General features: G+C 56.9%; 17 protein-coding genes and 1 tRNA gene. 15 read left to right on the top strand and 3 right to left on the bottom strand.

Annotated features, from left to right (window positions below; genetic code table 11):
* The first annotated feature begins 20 nt into the window (after positions 1 to 20).
* The 13 genes from IPJ12_05250 (at position 21) to IPJ12_05190 (ending at position 17,046) form a co-directional block, all read left to right on the top strand.
* Positions 21 to 833: a formate/nitrite transporter family protein gene (locus IPJ12_05250; protein ID MBK7646574.1), complete on the top strand. Its 813-nt coding sequence runs from the start codon at positions 21 to 23 to the stop codon at positions 831 to 833.
* 73 nt (positions 834 to 906) lie between these two features.
* Positions 907 to 2,637 carry a bifunctional protein-serine/threonine kinase/phosphatase gene (locus IPJ12_05245; protein MBK7646573.1) on the top strand — a complete coding sequence of 577 codons (1,731 nt, stop codon included), beginning with the start codon at positions 907 to 909 and terminating at the stop codon, positions 2,635 to 2,637.
* Positions 2,638 to 3,040: 403 nt separating this feature from the next.
* Positions 3,041 to 4,255, top strand: a complete 1,215-nt coding sequence (locus tag IPJ12_05240; GenBank protein MBK7646572.1) for a NarK/NasA family nitrate transporter — start codon at positions 3,041 to 3,043, stop codon at positions 4,253 to 4,255.
* 71 nt (positions 4,256 to 4,326) lie between these two features.
* Positions 4,327 to 6,015 carry a bifunctional protein-serine/threonine kinase/phosphatase gene (locus IPJ12_05235; protein MBK7646571.1) on the top strand — a complete coding sequence of 563 codons (1,689 nt, stop codon included), beginning with the start codon at positions 4,327 to 4,329 and terminating at the stop codon, positions 6,013 to 6,015.
* A gap of 100 nt (positions 6,016 to 6,115) precedes the next feature.
* Positions 6,116 to 7,270 carry an MFS transporter gene (locus IPJ12_05230; protein MBK7646570.1) on the top strand — a complete coding sequence of 385 codons (1,155 nt, stop codon included), beginning with the start codon at positions 6,116 to 6,118 and terminating at the stop codon, positions 7,268 to 7,270.
* Between the two features lie 59 nt (positions 7,271 to 7,329).
* The gene (locus tag IPJ12_05225; protein MBK7646569.1) at positions 7,330 to 7,701 is read left to right on the top strand and encodes a CbiX/SirB N-terminal domain-containing protein; all 372 of its coding nucleotides are present in this window, start codon (positions 7,330 to 7,332) and stop codon (positions 7,699 to 7,701) included.
* Positions 7,702 to 7,718: 17 nt separating this feature from the next.
* Positions 7,719 to 8,294: an ANTAR domain-containing protein gene (locus IPJ12_05220; GenBank protein ID MBK7646568.1), complete on the top strand. Its 576-nt coding sequence runs from the start codon at positions 7,719 to 7,721 to the stop codon at positions 8,292 to 8,294.
* 321 nt (positions 8,295 to 8,615) lie between these two features.
* Positions 8,616 to 9,842, top strand: a complete 1,227-nt coding sequence (locus tag IPJ12_05215; protein ID MBK7646567.1) for an ABC transporter substrate-binding protein — start codon at positions 8,616 to 8,618, stop codon at positions 9,840 to 9,842.
* A 44-nt stretch (positions 9,843 to 9,886) separates the two neighbouring features.
* Positions 9,887 to 11,278: an ABC transporter substrate-binding protein gene (locus IPJ12_05210; protein ID MBK7646566.1), complete on the top strand. Its 1,392-nt coding sequence runs from the start codon at positions 9,887 to 9,889 to the stop codon at positions 11,276 to 11,278.
* A gap of 105 nt (positions 11,279 to 11,383) precedes the next feature.
* Positions 11,384 to 12,397 (top strand): ABC transporter permease, encoded by a 1,014-nt coding sequence (locus IPJ12_05205; GenBank protein MBK7646565.1) that lies wholly within the window; start codon positions 11,384 to 11,386, stop codon positions 12,395 to 12,397.
* Positions 12,398 to 12,412: 15 nt separating this feature from the next.
* Positions 12,413 to 14,152 carry an ABC transporter ATP-binding protein gene (locus tag IPJ12_05200; GenBank protein MBK7646564.1) on the top strand — a complete coding sequence of 580 codons (1,740 nt, stop codon included), beginning with the start codon at positions 12,413 to 12,415 and terminating at the stop codon, positions 14,150 to 14,152.
* A gap of 286 nt (positions 14,153 to 14,438) precedes the next feature.
* Positions 14,439 to 16,367 (top strand): type IV pili methyl-accepting chemotaxis transducer N-terminal domain-containing protein, encoded by a 1,929-nt coding sequence (locus IPJ12_05195; GenBank protein MBK7646563.1) that lies wholly within the window; start codon positions 14,439 to 14,441, stop codon positions 16,365 to 16,367.
* Positions 16,368 to 16,380: 13 nt separating this feature from the next.
* Complete coding sequence (locus tag IPJ12_05190; GenBank protein MBK7646562.1) at positions 16,381 to 17,046, top strand: response regulator transcription factor; 666 nt, start codon at positions 16,381 to 16,383, stop codon at positions 17,044 to 17,046.
* Positions 17,047 to 17,166: 120 nt separating this feature from the next.
* Here the strand turns inward: IPJ12_05190 and IPJ12_05185 are convergent, their stop codons facing one another.
* The 3 genes from IPJ12_05185 to IPJ12_05175 form a co-directional block, all read right to left on the bottom strand.
* The gene (locus IPJ12_05185; GenBank protein MBK7646561.1) at positions 17,167 to 17,436 is read right to left on the bottom strand and encodes a hypothetical protein; all 270 of its coding nucleotides are present in this window, start codon (positions 17,434 to 17,436) and stop codon (positions 17,167 to 17,169) included.
* A 138-nt stretch (positions 17,437 to 17,574) separates the two neighbouring features.
* Positions 17,575 to 18,351 (bottom strand): spermidine synthase, encoded by a 777-nt coding sequence (locus tag IPJ12_05180; protein ID MBK7646560.1) that lies wholly within the window; start codon positions 18,349 to 18,351, stop codon positions 17,575 to 17,577.
* A gap of 23 nt (positions 18,352 to 18,374) precedes the next feature.
* Positions 18,375 to 18,449: transfer RNA gene (locus IPJ12_05175), tRNA-Arg, on the bottom strand.
* A gap of 83 nt (positions 18,450 to 18,532) precedes the next feature.
* On the opposite strand from IPJ12_05175, the gene IPJ12_05170 reads away from it, so the two are divergent.
* A complete protein-coding gene (locus IPJ12_05170) occupies positions 18,533 to 20,575 on the top strand; it encodes a methyl-accepting chemotaxis protein (protein MBK7646559.1) in 2,043 nt (680 codons plus the stop codon).
* A 73-nt stretch (positions 20,576 to 20,648) separates the two neighbouring features.
* Positions 20,649 to 22,589, top strand: coding sequence for an ATP-binding cassette domain-containing protein (locus IPJ12_05165; GenBank protein ID MBK7646558.1), 1,941 nt, complete (start codon positions 20,649 to 20,651; stop codon positions 22,587 to 22,589).
* The last annotated feature ends 18 nt before the right edge of the window (positions 22,590 to 22,607 follow it).

Raw genomic sequence — 22,607 nt, 5'->3', positions numbered from 1 at the left:
TTTAATTAAGGGGAAATAGCATGGCCTACCTAGCTCCAGCTGAGTTTGTAACGAAGATGATTGATGCAGGCGAATCAAAAGTCTTCATGTCCAACCGTGACACACTGATCCGCGCCTACATGGCAGGTGCCATCCTGGCACTGGCTGCAGCATTCGCCGTCACCATCAATGTGCAGACCGGCCAGCCGCTGGCCGGTGCTGTCCTTTTTCCGGTGGGTTTCTGCATGCTGTATCTGCTTGGATTCGACTTGCTGACCGGTGTTTTTACACTGGCGCCGCTGGCTCTGATCGACAAGCGTCCGGGTGTCACACTCGGTGGTGTGCTGCGCAACTGGGGGCTGGTTTTCGTCGGCAATTTTGCCGGTGCATTCACGGTAGCGGTGATGATGGCTGTCATCTTCACCTTCGGTTTTGATACCCCGCCCAACAAGGTTGGCGAGGCCATTGGCCACATTGGTGAAGGTCGTACAGTGGGTTACGCTGCCCACGGTGCTGCCGGCATGCTGACCCTGTTCATTCGCGGTGTGCTCTGCAACTGGATGGTGTCCACTGGTGTTGTCGGTGCCATGGTCTCCACCAGCGTGACCGGAAAAGTGGTCGCGATGTGGATGCCGATCATGCTCTTCTTCTACATGGGCTTCGAGCACTCCATCGTGAACATGTTCCTCTTCCCATCGGGCCTGATGCTGGGTGGCAACTTCTCGATCTACGACTACCTGATCTGGAACGAGATTCCGACAGTGCTTGGCAATCTGGTCGGTGGTTTGGCCTTCGTTGGTCTGACCCTGTACTCCACCCACGTTCGCACCGCACCGAAGCGCGTCGCCGCTTGATCTCTACGGTGTAAATTGAAAGCCTCTGGCCTTGATGGCAGGGGCTTTTTTCATTGGATGGTGCTGATCTGCAATGACGCAACAACTCAGAGTTTCCGCCGGGCAATATTCGGACAAAGGCCGCAAGGAAGCCAATCAAGACTTTCACGGCATCTGCATTCCCAGAGAGCCGCAACTCAGCGGCAAGGGCATCGCCATTGCGCTGGCCGATGGCATCAGCAGCAGCGCGGTCAGCCAGGAGGCAGCCCAGGCTGCCGTGCTGGCTCTGCTTGAGGATTACTATTGCACATCCGATGCTTGGTCCGTTAAAACATCGGCCGAGCATGTGCTCGTCGCCACCAATTCATGGCTGCATTCGCAGACCCAGCAAAGCCAGCATCGCTATGATCGCGAGCGTGGTTATGTGTGTACCTTTAGCGGGATGGTCATCAAATCGACCACCGCGCATCTCTTCCATGTCGGCGATGCCCGCATCTATCGCCTGAAGGGCGGGGCGCTCGAACAGCTCACGGAGGACCACCGGGTTCGGGTTTCTTCGGTACAGAGCTATCTGGCGCGCGCCATGGGCATGGACCGCAAGCTTGAAGTGGACTATCTGCCCATTCCGCTCACCATTGGCGACGTCTTTCTGCTGGCGACCGACGGTGTCTACGAATTTACAGACGGGGCCTTCGTTTCAGAAGCCGTCAATCGCTGCACTGACCAGCTCGACCAGGCGGCTCGGGAGATCGTTGACGAAGCTTATCGTCGGGGCAGTGGCGACAACCTGACGGCACAGATCATCCGTATCGACGAACTGCCCAGCCCGGAGTCCAACGAAATGTACCGGCAGCTCTCGGAGCTGCCTTTTCCGCCGCCGCTCGATGCCCGGATGACCTTCGACGGCTATCAGATCGTGCGCGAAATAAAGGGTAGTGCACGCAGCCATATTTATCTCGCCGTGGATGGCGACAGTGGTGAGCGTGTCGTCATCAAAACACCATCGGTGGATCAGGCCGACAACACCGCCTTTCTTGAACGCTTCCTGATGGAGGAGTGGATCGCCAAGCGCATCAATAGCCCGCATGTCCTCAAGCCGTGCTCGCAAACGCGCAAGCGAAATTTCATTTACGTGGTGACCGAATACATCGAGGGCCAGACGCTGGCTCAATGGATGATTGATAACCCGAAGCCCGACCTGCCTGCCGTACGCGGCATCATCGAACAGATCGCCAAGGGCCTGCAGGCTTTTCACCGCCTCGAAATGGTGCATCAGGACTTAAAACCGGACAACATCATGATCGACGGTACCGGCACCGTGAAGATTCTCGATTTCGGCGCCACCCGCGTCGCCGGCATCATGGAAATCGCCACGCCCATCGAGCAGATCAACCTGCTCGGCTCGGCCGCCTATGCTGCGCCGGAATACTTTCTCGGCGAAAACGGCTCGTCACGTTCCGATATTTTCTCGCTCGGCGTCATCGCCTACCAGATGCTCTCGGGCAAATTGCCCTATGGCGCCGAGGTCGCCCGGGCGCGCACCAAGGCGGCTCAGAAAAAACTCACCTACAAAACGGTGCTGAACGAAGAGCGCGAGATTCCGGCCTGGGTCGACGATGCCATCCGAAAAGCCGTCGAACCGAATCCTTTCGAACGTTACGAAGAATTATCGGAGTTCGTCTATGACCTCCATCACCCGAACAACGAGTTTTTGAACAAAACCCGCCCACCGCTCATTGAGCGCAACCCGGTGATCTTCTGGAAGAGCGTTTCGTTTGTATTGATGTTGGTGGTGATTGCGTTGAGCGTCGCGCGCTTCCGATGAGGTGCCGGAGAGGCTTTCTCCGGGGCAAAAGTTGATTGCTGCGGTCAACCGGAAAAAATGGCGAAAAATGAAAAATCATGCGCCTTCTGAGTATTGGCCACTCATGCGTGCCGCCTGATTTATTGGGAAGACGTATCTGTTGTTCAGCCAATTTCACCAAGCGCATCCCAAAATGCTGCGCCGCAATATAGCTAGCGCCCTTTTTTGGTGCAACGCTTTGTGCTTGCTTAATTGATAGTGCTTATAAATCAATCGGTTGTGTTTCTGGCGCATAGCTTGCTATGTAAGGTCATCACAGCGATTTTCCGCCAATGAGGGTGGGCAGATGGCGACGACGCCATGCGCTGAAGTTAGCAATCCTCTTAAACGACCGTTCCCACGGTTTACCGGAAAGAAACTAAAAATGGACAAGAAATCATTTTTGCAGGCGGGTCATACGCCAACGCTGCTCGCGGCTTTTCTCTACTTCGATCTCGCCTTCATGGTCTGGGTTCTGCTCGGCCCCCTGGGCATCAGCATTGCCAAGGAACTGGGGCTGTCTCATGCCGAAAAGGGCATGATGGTCGCCACGCCGGTGCTGGCTGGTGCGCTGCTGCGCATTGTCATGGGCATCCTGGTTGATCGCCTATCGCCGAAAAAAGCGGCAATCATCGGTCAGGTCGTTGTCATCGCTGCCATGACTTACGCCTGGCAGGTCGGTGTGCATTCCTACGCTGAAGTGCTGATCCTCGGCCTCTTCCTCGGTGTTGCAGGCGCTTCCTTTGCTGCCGCGCTGCCGTTGGCCTCACGCTGGTATCCGGCCGAGCATCAGGGCACAGCGATGGGTATTGCCGGTGCCGGAAACTCGGGCACAGCGCTCGCCGCCTTGTTTGCGCCGGGTCTGGCTGCCGCTTTCGGCTGGGTCAATGTGTTCGGTATCGTGCTGATTCCGCTGATCATTGTCCTGATTGCCTTCATCTTCATGGCCAAGGATGCGCCGGATGCGCCGCCGCCGAAGACTTTTGCCGAATACATGAAAGTGCTCAAGGATCGTGATGCCTGGTGGTTCATGTTCTTCTACTCGGTGACCTTCGGTGGTTTTGTTGGCCTGGCTTCTTCACTGGTGATCTATTTCAACACCCAGTATGGCCTTGATCCGAAGATGGCAGGTTTCTTCACCGCAGGCTGTGTATTTGCCGGTTCGCTGGTTCGCCCGATCGGCGGCAACGTTGCTGACCGTATCGGCGGTGTCAAGTCGCTGTCCGTGATGTATGTCTTCGCTGCATTCTTCCTTGCGATGGTCAGCTTCGGTCTGCCGGAAGCCTGGATGGCCCTGGCTGCCTTTGTTGGCGCCATGCTGGCCTTGGGGATGGGTAACGGTGCTGTCTTCCAGTTGGTACCGCAGCGCTTCAAGAAGGAAATTGGCGTCATGACTGGCTTGGTCGGCATGGCCGGTGGTGTCGGCGGCTTCTACCTGGCTTCCAGCCTGGGTTACTCCAAGCAATTGACCGGAACCTACCAGTCCGGCTTCCTGATCTTTGCCGCCCTTGCCGTGTTGGCACTGGTTGGCCTGACTGGTGTCAAGACTCGCTGGCGTACGACGTGGGGTGCCAGCCACCTGACGGCTGCCAAGATCTGACGTACAGTTAATCCAGTCAGTTCAGGCGGGTGGCCTTGCAGGCTAACCCGCCTTTTTCATTTGGAATTGCCATGCCCCTGAATATTGATCTCGGCTACGCGTCGCTGACCGGGCCGCGCGAGCGTAATGAAGATTATTGCGGTGTTGCCACGCCCGATGGCCAGGACCTCGAAAACAAGGGGGTGATCGCCGCGGTGGCCGACGGCATCGGCGGCCACAAGGGCGGTCGGGAGGCTTCCGAATATACGGTGCGTGGGCTCCTCTCGGATTATTTCGCTACGCCGGACACCTGGGGTGTGCCACGCGCGATCGAGACAGTGACAACGGCACTCAATCGCTGGGTGATTGCCGAAGGCAGCCGCAACAGCGAACTGGCCGGCATGGCGACCACGCTATCGGTGCTGGTCTTGCGCGGTCGCCGCTTCTATACGGCGCATATTGGCGATAGCCGCATTTATCGCCTGCAAGGTGGCACGTTGCAGCAAATGACGGTCGATCATATCTGGGAGCATCCGGAACTGAATAACGTGCTGTCGCGCGCGATCGGCCTTGATCCGCGCGTGCTGCTCGACTTTTCCGATGGCGAGCTGGCGCTCAATGATCGCTTTCTGCTTGTTTCGGATGGGGTGTGGGGTGTTCTGCCAGATGTGCTGATGACCGAGATATTGCTGGATCATCCGGAGCCGCAGGGCGCTGCGGCCGCGTTGACCAGTCTGGCACTGGCTCACGGTGGTCATGACAATGCAACGGCCGTGGTCGTCGATATCCTTGCGCTGCCATCGGCGAACCTGCGTGACAGTCTCGAGGTGGCGGCCAATCTGCCCCTGCCGCATCGTCTTAAAGTCGGCCATGAGCTTGACGAGATGATTGTCGAAGAAGTGCTGCATGATGCGCGCGAAACGCTGCTCTATCGCGTGCGAAATCCGCGCAACAACCAGCAACTGGTATTGAAAACCCTGCAGCCGGCCATGGAGAGCGACCCGAGTGCCATTGCTGCGCTGCTGATGGAGGAGTGGCGGGCCAGGCGTGTTGTTTCGCCATTTTTCCCGCAGGTGGTCCCCAGCGAGCAGCGCAGTTGTTTGTATTACCTGATGACCTGGCATGCCGGTGCGACACTGCAAGCGCGACTGGATGCAGACCAGCATTTTCCGGTGGGCGAAGTCGTGCGGCTGGGTATTGCCTTGCTCAAGGCGATTGCCGCACTGCATCGACTGGATATCGTGCATCGCGACATCAAGACCGACAATATCCACCTCGGCAACGATGGGGTGCTGCGCGTCCTTGATCTGGGGGTTGCGATCAGTCTGGCCGAACGCAAGCCGGATGATCCGATCGGTCAGGCGGGTACGCCCTCCTATATGGCACCCGAGTTGTTTGACAATCCCGAGCCGCAGCAGGGTTACGATCTGTACGCTGCCGGTGTGACGCTCTATCATCTGCTGACCCGCAAGTATCCCTACGGTGAGATCGAACCCTTCCAGACCCCGAGGTTTGGAGAGCCGGCTCGCCCGACGCGCTGGCGGCCCGAAATTCCCGGCTGGCTGGAGAATATTCTTCTCAAGGCAGTGGCCCGCGAGGCCAAGGATTGTTTCGAGACTGCCGAGGAATTTGTGCTGGCGCTGGAGCGTGGCGCCACTCGGCCAATTGCGGCGCCCAGTCGGCAGCCATTGATCCAGCGCAATCCGCTTCAATTCTGGAAAGGCGTTGCTGCAGTATCCATCGCGGTCAACCTGATTTTATTGCTGAAACTCTTGCGATAGTTGCGGGGAAGGGGGAATCGATTAAGCTGCGCTCCTCCTTCATGCAGACTAGCTGACCTCAATGACTGAATCAAAGGACGCCACGCCGATGCCGGCCAAAATGCCACGCGGCATCTGGATGCTCGGCTTCGTCAGCCTGCTCATGGATATCTCGTCCGAGATGATTCACAGCCTGTTGCCGTTGTTCATGGTGGGTAGCCTTGGCATCAGCGCCCTGATGGTGGGTGTTATCGAAGGCCTCGCCGAGGCGACGGCGCTGATCGTCAAGATTTTTTCCGGGACGCTCAGTGATTACCTTGGCAAGCGCAAAGGTTTGGCGGTGTTTGGTTATGCGCTTGGCGCCTTGACCAAGCCATTCTTTGCGCTGGCCTCGAGTGCCGGACTGATTCTCGCCGCCCGTCTGACCGACCGCGTAGGGAAAGGCATCCGCGGTGCGCCGCGCGACGCGCTGGTGGCCGACATAGCGCCGCCAGAACTGCGTGGCGCGGCCTTTGGCTTGCGCCAGTCGCTCGACACCGTGGGCGCATTTGCCGGTCCGCTGTTGGCGGTAGGTCTGATGTTGCTGTGGCAGGACGATTTTCGGGCAGTCTTCTGGGTGGCGGTGATTCCGGGTCTGCTAGCCGTTGCACTACTAGTATTTGGTGTTCGTGAGCCGGATCATGCTGTGCCGGGCACTCGCCGTAATCCGATCAGCCGGGCCAATCTGTCGCGGCTTTCTGCACCCTATTGGTGGGTGGTAGCGGTTGGTGGATTATTCACCCTGGCTCGTTTCAGTGAAGCCTTTCTCGTCTTGCGGGCGCAGCAGGGGGGCATGGCACTGGCGCTGATTCCTCTGGTCATGGTTGCCATGAACGTTGTCTATTCGCTGTCAGCCTATCCCTTCGGCAAGCTGTCAGATCGCGTCAGCCACACGCGGTTGCTGGTCATCGGCCTGTTTGTGCTGATCGCTGCCGACCTCGTGCTGGCAAGTAGCGCCCACTGGCGTACGGTTCTTGCCGGCGTGGTCCTGTGGGGCATACATCTCGGCATGACACAGGGTTTGCTGGCCACAATGGTTGCCGATACTGCACCGGCCGATTTGCGTGGAACTGCCTACGGGTTTTTCAATCTGATCAGCGGGCTCGCCATGTTGCTGGCCAGTGTCTGTGCCGGCTTTATGTGGGATGTCTACGGCGCCTCTTCTACCTTTTACGCGGGCGCTGCCTTCTGCCTGTTGACGCTGGTTTTAATGGCATCACAGAAAAGGCCGGTCTAAGGCGCCGTTGAGCCGCATAGAGACCAGATAATTCAAACATTCACAACGAGTATCGAACCATGACTACAGCCCTGATTCTTTTCGCCCACGGCGCACGCGACCCGGAATGGGCCAATCCGATGCGCCGCGTGCAGGCGGTTGTCCGCCAACGCATGAGTGCCGTTCCGGTTGAACTCGCTTTTCTCGAATTCATGGCGCCAACGCTGCCTGAGCGGGCGGCCGAATTGATTGCCCAAGGAGCGGACAAAATTGTCGTGCTGCCGATGTTCATTGCGCGCGGCGGGCATTTGAAGAAAGAGACCCCGGAGATGCTGGACATGCTGCGGTCGACCTACCCTGAGGTCGAGTTTTCACTTGGTAATGCCATTGGTGAACATGAACTGGTGGTTCAGGCCATGGCGAGTGCCGCCCTGGAGGTGGCTGGCCTGTAGCTTGCTAGTTAGGCACCATGCTTAACGTACTTGTGATCGATGAATCTCGCTCTCGCGCTGGTGAAATCTGCGCGGGGCTGGCGCTAGCCGGCTATCGGGTCGCTGCCATTCTGGCCGATGCCGACAATCTCACATCGGAAGTCGAGAAGCTGCAACCGGACGTCATCCTGATTGATACCGAGTCGCCCAGCCGCGATACGCTTGAAAATCTGGCGGTAATGAACAAGGATATGCCGCGCCCAGTGGTCATTTTTACGCATGAGGATGGGCAGGATGCCATTCGCGATGCCGTAAAGGCGGGTGTGTCGGCCTATATCGTCGACGGTTTGGATCCAAAGCGAATCAAGCCGATTGTTGAAGTGGCGCGCGCCCGCTTTGAAGAGACGCAGGCGCTGCGGCGCGAACTCGACGAAGTTTCGCAGAAGCTTTCTGATCGAAAATTGGTGGATAAGGCCAAGGGCGTGCTGATGCAGGCGCGCGGTCTGGATGAGGATGCGGCTTATCACGCTATCCGCAAGCTGGCCATGGAGCGCGGTCAGCCAATGGCGAGAATCGCGCGCGACATCATCGACATGGCGAAGGTGCTGCTCTAAAGGCGTGCAAGCCATGCGATTGTTGCACTGCAATAGTGCATTTTGTTTGTGTCGCCTCGCTGCCTCTCTTGCCCCCCAACTTATTGAAAAATAACTAGTTATTAATAACTAGTTCCAAATAACTAGTACCTGGCACGGCCATTGCGATAGTCCAGTTGTAGACCGAGCCAATGCAGGCAGGTTGAGGACAAGGGTGTCCATCCACGTTGCCGTTTGGCAGCCAGGGTGTGACGCCTTTTTTTTTGGATGATTGATGGCGATGCCAATGAATCGGGGATCCGGCTTTTTGCCGGAATAAATGCCCGGTTTGCTTGCTTCGACATGGATCACATTGTCGCCACGGGAGAAGCGCTGATGCCCATCATTGCGGACACAACTTGCGAACACTACGTCCCTGGCCCGGATGCGCCGGAGAAGAGGACGCTCAAGGTCGGCTTCATGCCCCTCACCGATTGCGCTTCTGTCGTCATGGCGGCGGTAAAAGGTTTCGACGAAAAGCACGGCATAAAGATCATTCCAACCAGAGAGTCGTCGTGGGCTTCTGTCCGTGACAAGCTGCTGAGCGGCGAACTGGATGCGGCACATGCATTGTACGGCATGGTCTATGGTGTGCAGTTGGGTATTGGCGGTCCAAAGCGGGATATGGCAATACTGATGTCGCTGAACCAGAATGGACAGGGCATCACGCTTTCACGGCAGTTGCGCGAAGCCGGGATCATCGATGGTCCTTCGCTCGCCAACGCGGTGGCGCGTCGGGAGCGGACCTATACCTTCGCCCAGACCTTTCCGACCGGAACGCACGCCATGTGGCTGTATTACTGGCTTGCCAGCTATGGCATCAATCCGGTATCGGATGTCCGGACGATTACGGTGCCGCCGCCCAAAATGGTGAGCCGGATGCGCGCTGGCAACATGGATGGATGCTGTGTTGGCGAGCCGTGGAATAACAAGGCCATCATCGATAACGTTGGATTCTCGGCGACGACCTCTCAGGATATCTGGCCCGACCACCCTGAAAAGGTACTCGGCACGACCGATACGTGGGTGACGCGCTATCCGAATAGTGCCCGTGCCCTGGTCGCCGCACTCCTTGAGTCAAGCCGCTGGATTGACGCTTCGATGGACAACAAACAGAAAGCCGCAGAGGTGATTGCTCACCCGGCCTACATTGATACCGATGCCGAAGTCATCGCCTCGCGGATGCAGGGGCGTTATCAGGATGGTCTGGGCAAGAGCTGGGATGACAAGCACCGCATGAAGTTCTTTGATGGTGGCGCCGTGAATTTCCCCTATCTCTCTGACGGTATGTGGTTCATGACTCAGCACAAACGCTGGGGACTGCTGGATGACCATCCCGATTACCTGTCAGTGGCCAGCGCCGTCAATCGCATCGATATCTATCGCCAGGGGGCGGAGCAGGCCGGCGTCAACGTGCCATCCAGCCTCATGCGGAGCAGTCGCCTTATCGACGGCGTCTGCTGGGATGGCTCGGACCCGCAAGGATATGCAGATTCGTTTTCAGTTCGCGCTGAAAAATTATTCGTTTAATCGTTTTATAAAAAAGGAGTAGGTCAATGAAACAGCAACCACAGATGAAAGCGCCAGCGTCATACGCTGCACGCTTCACTCGCGCAGTACTGACCACCGCAGTTGTTGCCGCTTTTGCAGCCAGCTCGCCAGCTATTGCAGCCAAGGCCAAGGTCGAAAAGCCGGACCTCAAATTTGGATTTATCAAGCTGACCGATATGGTTCCGCTGGCTGTGGCTTATGAAAAAGGCTATTTCGAGGACGAAGGATTGTTCGTTACTCTCGAAGCCCAGGCTAACTGGAAGGTTTTGCTCGACCGCGTTATTTCCGGCGAACTGGACGGTGCGCACATGCTGGCTGGCCAGCCGATCGGTGCCACCATCGGTTACGGCACCAAGGCCGACATCATTACTGCCTTCAGCATGGACCTGAATGGCAACGCCATTACCGTATCCAATGCGGTCATGGAAAAACTCAAGGCCAAGCTGCCGAAGCAGCCCGACGGCAAGCCGGTTCACCCGATCAAGGCCGATTATCTGAAGGCCGTGGTTGATGATTACAAGAAGGATGGCAAGCCGTTCAAAATGGGCATGGTCTTCCCGGTCTCGACCCATAACTATGAACTGCGCTACTGGCTGGCTTCCGGCGGGATGAACCCGGGGTACTACGCACCGCTCAAAGGCGATACCGCCGGCAATATTGGTGCCGATGTCCTGCTGTCCGTAACCCCGCCGCCGCAGATGCCGGCGACCATGGAAGCTGGCACCATCGATGGTTACTGCGTCGGCGAACCTTGGAACCAGCAGGCTGTGTTCAAGGGTATCGGCGCCCCGGTCATTACCGACATCGAGATTGAACGAAATAATCCGGAAAAAGTTTTCGGCGTTACCAAGCAATGGAATGACAAGTACCCGATCACCCACAAGGCAGTTGTCAAGGCAATGATCCGCGCTGCTTACTGGCTGGATGCCGAGAACGACAAGAATCGCCAGGAAGCGGCCAAGATGATCTCCAAGTCCAACTATGTGGGCGCGGATTACAAGGTTATTGCCAACAGCATGACTGGGACTTTTGAATACGAAAAGGGCGATGTCCGCAAGGTGCCTGACTTCAACGTGTTCTTCCGTTACAACGCGACCTATCCGTATTACTCCGATGCTATCTGGTACCTGACCCAGATGCGCCGCTGGGGTCAGATTCCGGAATTCAAGCCGGACTCTTGGTACAAGGATATCGCCAAGAAGGTTTATCGCCCGGACATATACGCGGTAGCAGCCAAGGAGCTGATTGCCGAAGGCAAGATGAAGGCCTCCGATTTTCCTGATCTCGACAAGGAGTCTGGCTTCAAGCCGGTGCAGAAAGACTTCATCGATGGCGTCGCCTACGACGGTTCCAAGCCCAATGCGTATATCGACAGCCTGAAAATCGGTTTGAAAGGCAAAGACAAGGTCAAGTAAGTGTAGCTCCGTGGCTGGCGGCTGGCTTTTGCCGGCCAGTCGCCAGCTACGGGAAAATATTGAACAAGAGAACAGTTCGCGAATATTGCGAATGGGGTGACCAAAATGCTAATTCAACTTGCAAATTTTTTTACCAAGACAGGTCTCACATGGTTTGTGCCATTTGTGCGGCTTGCCGCAGGGGAAGATCCGCGCGAACAGATGCGCGAGATACTCCTTCAGATTGGCGTGCCCATTCTGGCCTTCGCCATTTTTCTGACTATCTGGAGCGTGCTGGCTTCCGGTGTGCAGACCAGCCTGGGCGAAATTCCCGGTCCGGCGCAGGTGTATGAGGAAGCCAAAGGGCTGGTAGCAGATCACTACGCCGAGCGCGAAAAGGAAGCTGCCTTCTACGAGCGTCAGAAAAAGCGCGTTGCCGAAGCCGTGGCCGAAGATCCCAAGGCAGATATCACGATGCGGACCTGGACGGGCAAGCGGACTTATCTGGACCAGATCGTGACCAGCCTCTATACGGTATTCACCGGCTTTGCCATCGGCACGCTGGTGGCTATTCCGCTTGGCATCCTGTGTGGCTTGTCGCGTACCTTCCAGATCGCCATCAATCCGCTGATCCAGATTTTTCGACCGGTTTCGCCATTGGCCTGGTTGCCTATCGTCACCATTGTGATCAGCGCGATCTACACCAGCCAGGATCCGATGTTCGAGAAATCATTCATTGTTTCCGCCATTACCGTGACCTTGTGTTCACTGTGGCCGACGCTGATTAATACCGCTGTGGGCGTGGCATCGATCGACAAGGATCTGATGAATGTCTCCAAAGTACTGCGTTTGTCTGCATGGACCAAGGTGACCAAGATCGTCCTGCCGTCATCCCTCAAGCTGATATTTACCGGCTTGCGTCTTGCACTCGGTGTGGGCTGGATGGTGTTGATTGCCGCCGAAATGCTGGCGCAGAACCCCGGTCTGGGCAAGTTTGTCTGGGATGAATTCCAGAATGGCAGTTCGCACTCGCTGGGCCGCATCATGGTTGCCGTTTTCACCATCGGATTTGTCGGGTTCATGCTCGACCGCATGATGGCCACCTTGCAGCAACTGGTCAGCTTCGGCGAAGCCAACTAACCCGAGGAGATAAACATGGGACTACCTGTCATGAAGGAGGCGTTGCCAGTGCCCGAATTGGTAACTGGCGATGCCTTCCTCGAAATCTCCGGGCTGTCAAAATCGTACGGTAGCGGCAAGCACACCACGTCGGTGCTCAAGGACATCAATCTGAGCATCCGGGAAGGCGAGTTTGTGGCTATCGTGGGCTTCTCCGGCAGCGGCAAGACCACCCTGATCTCTTTGATCGCTGGCCTGATCTCGGCCGATCAAGGCAATATTCGCCTCAAAGGCAAGCAAGTTTCGGGGCCTGGCCCCGATCGCGGCGTGGTTTTCCAGAACTACTCGCTGATGCCGTGGATGACCGTACGCCAGAATGTGGCGTTGGCGGTCGACCAGATATTTCCTGATCTTTCGGCTGAAGCGCGGAAAGCCAAGGCCGAGAAATACATCGAGATGGTCGGCCTGTCACACGCGATTGACCGGCGTCCGGCCGAGTTGTCCGGCGGTATGCGGCAGCGTGTTAACGTGGCACGTGCCTTGTCGGCCAGCCCGGAAATCCTCTTGCTGGATGAGCCGCTGTCAGCCCTTGACGCATTGACCCGGGGCAATCTGCAGGACGAAATTCTGCGTATATGGGAGCAGGAGAAGAAGACCGTCATCCTGATCACCAATGATGTGGATGAAGGCCTGTTGATGGCCGACCGCATCATCCCGTTGAATCCCGGGCCGGGCGCTACCTTTGGACCAGAGTTCGAAATCAATCTGGCCAGGCCGCGTGATCGTACGGCGATGAACCACGACCCGGAGTTCAAGCGTCTGCGCAAGGAGGTCACTGAATACCTGATGAAGGTGGGCGCTGACCAGGCGGGCGATATGAGCAATGTCGTGGCATTGCCCAATGTGTTGCCGAACACCAGTACCGAGTATGAAGAAAGTCTAAAGCATTTGCGTCCGGGAGCTGCGAAGGCGGGCGAGGCCAAGGTGCTGCCGCATTACGACCGTTATGTCGAATTTTCGCAAGTGTCGAAGATTTATCCGACCAAGAAGGGTCCGCTGACGGTGGTCGAGAAATTCGATCTGCGCATGAAAAAGGGCGAGTTCGTCTCGGTCATCGGGCATTCCGGTTGCGGCAAGTCGACGGTGTTGTCGATGGTGGCCGGACTGAATGACATCAGCGAAGGGGTTGTCCTGCTCGACAACCGTGAAATCGATTCCGCCGGTCCGGATCGCGGTATCGTTTTCCAGGCGCCCAGCTTGATTCCCTGGTTGAGTGCTTATGAGAATGTCAGCCTCGGAGTTGAACAAGTCTATCCGCACGCCTCGAAGGCAGAGCGTCGTGACATCGCCACCCATTTCCTGAGCCGCGTTGGTCTGGCTGATTCGATGGACAAGAAAGCCGGTGAGTTGTCGAATGGCATGAAGCAGCGTGTCGGTATTGCCCGGGCTTTCGCCCTGTCGCCAAAGCTGCTGTTGCTCGACGAGCCGTTCGGCATGTTGGACTCGCTGACTCGCTGGGATCTGCAGGAAGTGTTGATGGATGTATGGAGTCGCGAACAACTGACTGCCATGGTCATCACTCACGACGTCGATGAAGCCATTCTGCTCGCCGATCGCGTGATCATGATGACCAATGGTCCGCGCGCGAAGGTGGGCAAGATACTTGAAGTCGATCTGCCGCGCCCGCGCTCGCGCAAAATGCTGCTCGAACATCCGGATTACTACCGTTTGCGCGAGGAGTTGTTGAGCTTCCTGGCCGATTGCGACCATGCTTGATCGGTGATGTTGAAACCCGCTGATCCTTATCTTTCATGGATCAGCACAACAAGTCTCTTGTCCCGTCGTCAATGCTCTCAACATAGCGACGATTGCCCGCTGGCTAACACCAGCGGGCTTTTTTATTCGGGAGATCCATTTACCTTTTTGACTGCTTGGCGGCTTTTTCTGACGAGTGCCGAGCTGAGTGCATGGCTATATGCAGCGATCAATTGTTTGATGCGACGCCTATCCTTAAATGTGCTTTGGCGCTAAGGTTCGCCCATTTAAAGATGGATAGTTCTGGATGCTAGCCAATCAAGGCAAGCTGTCGCGCAAGATCATCGGCATGCTGATGGTGTTTTTTCTGGTGGCCACGTCGGCCATCGGACTGACATTGTCCATCTCGTGGCAGCTGGAAGGGGTAGCGGCGGCGATCAATGATGCCGGCAGCCAGCGCATGCGCAGCTATCGCATGGGTTATCTGATGGCACGAGGCCTTGAGGTGAGGGGCCTTGAGGCGCATCTGGTTACCTTGTTGAACGAGGAAATTGATCGTTTTGACAAGGTGCTGCGTGATTTGCAGCAAGGCGATCCGGTACGCCCGTTGTCACCGCCGCGTAATGCCGATGTACAGGAACGCTTGAGCGTGGTCAGCAAGGTATGGCAGGAAATCGTTCGGCCCTTGGTCGCGGCCTATTTGGCGGGGGGGCAGGCTGATCGTGAGGTGGTTGTCGCGCGTTTTGACAGCGAGCTTGCGCCTTTTGTCAGCTCAATCAATGAACTGGTATTGGCCATGGAGCATAGCTACGCCTACGACACCAATCTGCTGCGCACGGTGCAGGCGGCGCTGGTTTTGCTCGCCATTCTTGGGACGGCCATTCTGATCAGCTATTTCGGGCGGCTGGTCATACGCCCGGTGCGTATTCTGCATGATGGGATGCAGCGCATGATTGGCACTGATCTCGCCGTGCGCTTGCCGGTTTCCAGTAATGATGAGTTGGGCGGGCTGGCACAAGGCTTCAATGAGATGGCCGAACATCTGCAACGTGTTTATGCGACGCTGGAGCAGCGGGTTGAGGCGGAGACCCATCGCCTGGCACAGCGTAACCACGAATTGAGCATCCTCTATTCGGCGACCGCTTTCCTGAGCGAACCGGCGCCATTGGAAGCACTCTGCGACGGCTTTTTGGAGCGCATCATGTCCGCACTAGGGGCGGATGCGGGGGCGGTCAGGCTGTATGAGCCGCCGTCCGAGAAACTGTATCTGATGAGTTGCCACGGCCTGTCTGAAGCGTTCATCGCCCAGGAAACTGAAATGAACTGTGGAGACTGTCTGTGCGGCGAAGTGCTGCAAAGCGGTCTGCCGGCTGCTTTTGATACCGGACACCCGCCAGCGGGGATGAAGCTGAGTACCTGTGTGCGCGAAGGATTTGCTACAGCAACGGCCTTCAGTATTCTCTATGACAAGCAACCGGTAGGCGTTTACAACCTATATTTTCGGCGCTCACAGGCATTGTCCGAGCAGGAAATTCATTTGCTCGAAACCTTGGGGCATCACTTGGGTGTGGCGATTGAGACCCAGCGACTGAAATCGCGAGAGAAGGATCTGGCTGTTTCCGAAGAGCGCAATTTGCTCGCTCAGGAACTGCATGATTCGATCGCTCAGGGGCTCGCCTTCCTCAATATTCAGGTTCAATTGCTACAAGACTCATTGCGCAAGGGGAAGGCCGAGGAGGCCATGCAAACCGCCGGCCAGTTGCGCGAAGGCGTGCAGGAAAGTTATGACGATGTTCGCGAATTGCTGGTGCATTTTCGGACGCGTGTGCATCAATCCGATCTCGATTCGGCCATCCATTCGGCGCTGCAAAAATTCGAAGGGCAAACCGGGATCAGTACTGAGGTCGAGCATGTCGGTGCGGGCGCGCAACTGCTCCCCGCCGACGAAATCCAGATCATGCATATTGTCCAGGAGTCGTTATCCAATATCCGCAAACATGCCAGAGCCACGCATGTGCGGGTGATGGTCCGGCGGGAGATTGATCACATCGAGATTACCGTTCTCGATAATGGTGTCGGATTCGACCCGGAAAATGACCCGAATTGCCTGTCGGATCGGCATGTCGGACTCAAAATCATGCGCGAACGTGCCCACCGCATTGGCGGGGAATGCCGTATAAAATCGATGCCCGGCCAAGGCTCCCGCGTGACCTTGACTCTGCCACGAGAAAATTGAAAGGTTGCTTGAAATGAGCGAAAAAATCCGTGTCCTGCTGGTCGATGACCACACCCTTTTTCGTAGTGGCATCAAGTCCCTGTTGCAGCGCAACGATGAGTTCGAAGTGGTCGGCGAGGCAGGTGACGGGCTGGAAGGAATCAAGCGCGCTCGTTCGCTGAAGCCGGATGTCACCTTGCTTGACCTTCATATGCCGGGCGTTTCCGGGCTGGAGGCGGTCAAGGTGATTGCCGAGGAAATGCCGGAGGTCAGTGTTCTGATGCTGACCGTGTCGGAAGATGCGCAGGATCTGGTGGATGCGTTACGCGCCGGTGCCAGTGGCTATTTGCTGAAAAATATTGATACCGAAGCGCTGGTCGACGCCATTCGTCGTGCCGCCCAAGGGGAGTCCGTAGTTTCGCAACAAATGACCGCCAAACTGATTGAGGGCGTGCGCAACCCTCCGCGCGCCGAGTCCAGTGTCAATGAACGCGATCGCTTTTCGCCGCGTGAGCGGGATATCCTGATCTCACTGGCTCACGGCGAAAGCAACAAGGAAATCGCCCGCAAACTGGATTTGGCAGAAAGTACGGTCAAGATTCACGTGCAGAACATTTTCAAGAAACTGAACATGAGCAGCCGCGTTCAAGTCGCCCTCTATGCCGTTGAGCATGGCTATGGGCAAAGCCGCCACGCTTAGACCACCGGCCTTATGCTGTTCCCACGGTCAACCGGAAATTTTGCCATTTTTTGAAAAACCCACCCCCATTTTTCTTCGGGGGCGATTTTTTACAGCAAGGCCGGTGACAGGTAAACCCGTTCAGGTTTGCGACGGAATAGGGTGAGTCCGTTGCAGGTGCTGATAGATATTGGCCAACTCCTGCACATGTTGAAACTGACCGGACTCAAGCGCTTGTTGCATGTTTTCGACAATCATCGAGTGCAGACGGCAAACACCATCCGGCGTGCACAGCAATGTCTCACTCATTTCAGCAGCAATGGTGAGCGGAATATGTTCGTGCTCGGCAATTGCCTCAATTTCGCCGCGATCAAGGTCGCAATAATCTAAAACATCCTGAATTGAAAGCATCAGATCCTCCTTGGATTGGAAAGAAAAAGTCAGGGCACTGATCCCCGATCGTTGTTTTTCTGTCCGCCTTGTCGTTTTTATGGGTGGAGGATTACTTTATTTCTAGCTGAAATTTCTCGAAAATCAAGAGAGCCGGACTCAAATGCGCAGGCGACCATCCGGTAGCGGGTAGCTGAGTTGCAGGCGAGTGAGGGTTGGCAACAGGTCGAGCCGTGTGTCTTTTTTCAGTTGTGTGGCACGGGTTCGCATGTCGTCCAGCGATATATCCACGGGCTCTCCACCGGTGGCAAAAGCGATGGTATTGCCGCTGTCACAGGATGGGAAAACGGCGACGCGGCCATCAAAAGCCGTGCGAATACGTTCAACGCTGCCGGAAAAACCCATATTCCGGCCCAGTAGATTGATCCCGCACAGTCCATGATCGGAAAGACGGGCGCGGCAGGCCTGATAGAACGGCACGGTATCCAGAACACCCGCCTTCGCCTCAGGATCGTAACCATCAATCAACATCATGTCGAAGCGACGGTCGCCACTTAGCATGTAGTCGGCGCCGCAGTCGATGACCACATCCAGACGGCGCGGGTCGTCCGGCAATTTGAAGTACTGCTGGGCAACGAACGCCACTTGCGGATTGATCTCGACCACCGTGATACGGCAGTCGGGCAGATAACGATAAATGAATTTGGCCAGCGAACCCGCGCCGAGGCCGATCAGCAGGGCGTGACGAGGCCAGCGCCCCGTTTGCCGCATGAGCAGGCCAGCCATCATTTCGCGGGTGTAAGCCAGTTCCAGTGACCATGGTCGGGCAATCCGCATGGCACCCTGGATCCAGTCAGAACCGAAGTGAAGGTTGCGCACGCCGCCTTCTTCACTGATATCGACCGAGTGTTGCGTAGTTTTTCTAACCGGTCTCATGCCCAAGCGCCCAAAAAAATGGGTGGCGTCCCCACCCGGAATCGAACCAGGAACTGCTCCTTAGGAGGGAGCCGTTATATCCATTTAACTATGGAGACGCGCTGGAGGGCGAATTGTACCGGTGGCGGTGCCGTTGTGATAGATTTGGAAAAGCCAATATAACGAAAATGGGAGGAGTGCTATGTTTGCCAATTTTTCAAGAAGGCCTATCGCCCAACAGTTGATTTTGGCTACGATTGCTGCGCTATTCGTGGTTTTCTCGCTGATGGCCTTCGTCGTTCAAAACAGGGCGGATAGTGCTGCAATTGCAGTCACTGAGCGCAATCTTGAGCATGAAGCAAAATTGATGGCTGGTATGCTCGATTCAATTTTCGAAGCGGTGAAGATCCGGGGTGAAGAGGAGTCGCAATTTTTTGCCAAGTTTATTGGCAGTCAACCCGAGTTGGGCGGCGGCACCATCAAGACCGGCGATGTTGATCTACCCGTCGTCAAGCTTGGCGGCGAAGTTATCAATGGCAATGAGCGCCTGCTCAAGGCTTTTCGCGAACTGACCGGTGACGATACCGCTTTTCTCGTTATTCGTGACAACAAGTTGTATCGCCTGGCGACCCTGTTGAAAGACAAGGATGGCAAGAGCACCGTCGGAACCCATATCGCGGATAGCGACCCGGTTGCCAAGGCCGTATTGACCGGGGAGAACTATCAGGGGCTGGCCATTCGTGGCGGGAAATACAACTTCAGTACCGTCAAGGTACTCAAAGGGAGCGATGGAAAGCCTTGGGGCGCCTACTCCGTCCGAATTTCGCTCGACAACGACATGAAGCGCATTCGCGATCAGTTTGGCAGCCTGGTTGCCGGAAAAACCGGTTATGTCTTCATCGTTCGCCCGACCGATGAGAAGGGCATTGGCGAATTCGTATTACATCCCAAACTTCAAGGTTTGCTGGTGGGAGAAACCGACGTGCCTGCGACAGCCAAGGCAGCGATTGTCGAGCTGTTGACACGCAAGCATGGTGCGGTTCGCTATTTGATGCAGGACGCTTCCGGCGCAGAGCGGGAAAAAATCGTTTTTGGCGCCACCTCGGCGGCTTGGGGCTGGACGGTTGCAACCGGTAGCTGGTCGAGCGAGTATCTGGAAGAGAGCCACGCCCTGCGAAATCTGGTGATCGCTGTCAGTGTTGGCGCTGCGGTCTTGCTGGCGCTTGTGGTCTACTTGCTGATCAGTTTCCGCTTGCGCGGCTTGGGCGTGATGGTCAAGGAGGTCACGCGGATCAGCAATGGCGACTTGCGGGCAGTGCTTCAAGATGTCGAGCCCGGTAGCCGGAATGAAGTGCATGTCATTGGTTCTGCAATCAACTTGATGGCGGAAAACATGCGGACTCTGGTTCGTGGCGTTGCCAGTTCGTCGTCGCGGGTTGGTACTGCTGCCAGTGAATTGCAGGATGCTGCCAACTCGGCGCTTGGCGCATCAGAGCAGGCGTCGATTGCGGCTTCCGGCATTGCTGCATCGGTTGAGCAATTGTCGGTCAGCATCACGCACGTGGCGGAAAATGCCAATCACGCCGCACAGATATCCGAGGATGCCAAGGGGGTGACCACCAGGGGGCGCGACGTGGTTTCGCGGGCCATGAACGAGCTTGAGCGGGTAGCTGTGGATATCAACGAATCGGCAGTGTTGATTGAATCGCTTGGTGAGCGCTCGAAGCAGATTTCGAGTGTGGTTGGCGTGATTCGCGAGATCGCTGATCAGACCAATCTGCTGGCGCTCAACGCCGCTATCGAGGCGGCACGGGCCGGGGAGCAGGGCCGCGGCTTCGCGGTCGTTGCCGACGAGGTGCGTAAGCTGGCTGAGCGGACTTCTGTGTCGACGCAGGAAATTGCTACCACGGTTACCGCCATTCTGGAGGAAACCGGGCGCGCCGTTCAGCGGATGCAGAGCGTTAGCGCCAACATGAGCGGTAGCGTCGAGATGGCCCGACAGGCCGGCGACTCGCTGCAAGTCATTGATGAAAGGGCGCAAGAAACGGTAGACGTCGTCCATGGCATTGCAGACAGCACGCGTGAGCAGAGCACAGCCAGCCAAGAGATTGCGCGCCTGGTAGAAAACATCGCTCAGGCGGCCGAAGGCAGCAACAGCCGGGCAGTCCACAATAGCGAACGGGCGCAAAATTTGCAGGGACTCGCTGCCGATCTGCACGGCCAGTTGGCTCGCTTTACCACCTGATCGGCCCGCAAGCGGATAAAATTCGTTTCTTCCCAACGCGGCGCCCTGTGGGGCGCCGTTTTTATTGCGACCAATGCCCTACCTAAAACTCTCCGATGCTTGCCTTGCCTACGGCCACGTGCCGCTTCTCGATCACGCCGACTTTCTGCTCGATCCGGGCGAAAGGGTTGCCCTGATCGGCCGCAATGGCACCGGCAAGTCGTCACTGCTGGCTGCGATGGCAGCCGGTAGCGGGCGAGGGCGTCTGGATGATGGCGAGGTGTGGGTGCAGCCGGGTATTCGTGTCGGCTATGTGCCGCAGGAGCCACCGTTTGATTCGGAGGCATCGGTGTTTGAGGCGGTGATTTCCGGTATGGGAGAAAACGCCAAGCTGCTCGCCGAGTACCATGAGGTGTCGCACAAGATGGGCGAAATCGATGCCGATCATGAAGTGCTCCTCGACCGTATGTCGGAACTGCAGCATGAACTGGAGACCCGCGGCGCTTGGGCTTACGAGGCACAGGCCGAGCGGGTCATCGAACGTTTCGGGTTGGACCCGGATGCGAAGGTGGGGAGTTTGTCCGGTGGCCAGAAAAAGCGCCTCGCCCTGGCCCAGGCCCTGGCCGTTGCACCAGAGGTGCTGCTCCTCGACGAGCCGACCAACCACCTTGATATCGCAGCCATTGAATGGCTGGAAAATCTGCTGATCGAATCCGGCGTCACCCTGTTTTTCATCACTCACGATCGTTCCTTCCTTGACCGCGTCTGTACGCGCATCGTCGAGCTGGATCGTGGCAAGCTGGTCAGCTTTCCCGGTAGCTTCAAAGATTACCAGTTGCGCAAGGAGGCCATGTTGCACGAGGAAGGTCTGGCCAATGCGCGGGCCGACAAGTTGCTCAAGGAAGAAGAAATCTGGATCCGCAAAGGTGTCGAAGCGCGGCGGACGCGTGCGGTTTTCCGCGTCCAGCGCCTCGATCAACTGCGTGCCGAGCGTCAGGCGCGGCGCGAGCGGATGGGCAAGGTCAATCTGCAAGTCGATGCCGGCGACAAGAGCGGAAAATTGGTGGCCGAACTAGAGCATGTGTTCAAATCCTTCGGTCAACGGGAGATTGTGCGCGATTTCTCAACCCGCATTCAGCGCGGCGACAAGATCGGCCTGATCGGCCCGAACGGCGCTGGCAAAACGACGCTGCTCCGGCTGATCCTTGACGAAATCCAGCCGGATTCGGGCATCGTCCGCCAGGGGACGAAAATGGATATCGCCTATTTCGACCAGTTCCGCACCCAGCTCGACCCGAATTCGACGCTGTCTGACGTGATTTCACCGGGCTCGGACTGGGTTGATATTGGTGGCGCGCGCAAGCACGTCATCGGCTATCTCGAAGATTTCCTGTTCGCACCCGAGCGCGCCCGTTCGCCTGTCAGTTCGCTCTCTGGCGGCGAGCGCAACCGCCTGCTGTTGGCCCGCCTGTTCGCCAAGCCGGCCAACGTGCTGGTTCTCGACGAGCCGACCAACGACCTCGATATCGAAACGCTGGAACTGCTCGAAGAACTTTTGCAGACCTATAAAGGCACGCTGTTCCTGGTCAGTCACGACCGAACCTTCCTCGACAATGTGGTAACCCAGACCATCGCCGCCGAAGGCGACGGCACCTGGCAGGAATACGCCGGCGGCTATACCGACTGGGCGACCTACAAGGCCAGCGTGGCCAAGGATGCACCGAAAATCAAGGCTGAAGCAAAGCCAGCAAACAAGATCGCTGAGCCGGCCAAGGTCGCTGAGCCGGTGAAGCCCAAAGGCGAAAAATTGTCGTGGAAAGACCAGCGTGAACTGGAGTCGCTACCCGGGAAAATTGCCGGGCTGGAAGCCGAGCAAGCAGAGCTAAGCAAGCGCCTGGCCGACGCATCCCTCTACCAGACTGATCCTGCGGCGGCCCAACAGGCGTCGGATCGTCTGGCTGTTATCGACGACGAATTGATGCTCTTGCTGGAGCGCTGGGAAGGGCTCGAAGCACGCGCCGGGAATTCGGCCTGAGGCTGGCGCTTCGGTTTC

This window comes from Betaproteobacteria bacterium (genome assembly GCA_016709965.1).
Classification (GTDB): Bacteria; Pseudomonadota; Gammaproteobacteria; order Burkholderiales; family Rhodocyclaceae; genus Azonexus; species Azonexus amarohabitans.
Note: the sequence above shows the minus strand (reverse complement) of the source record. Positions and strands in the feature narration are given on the sequence as shown.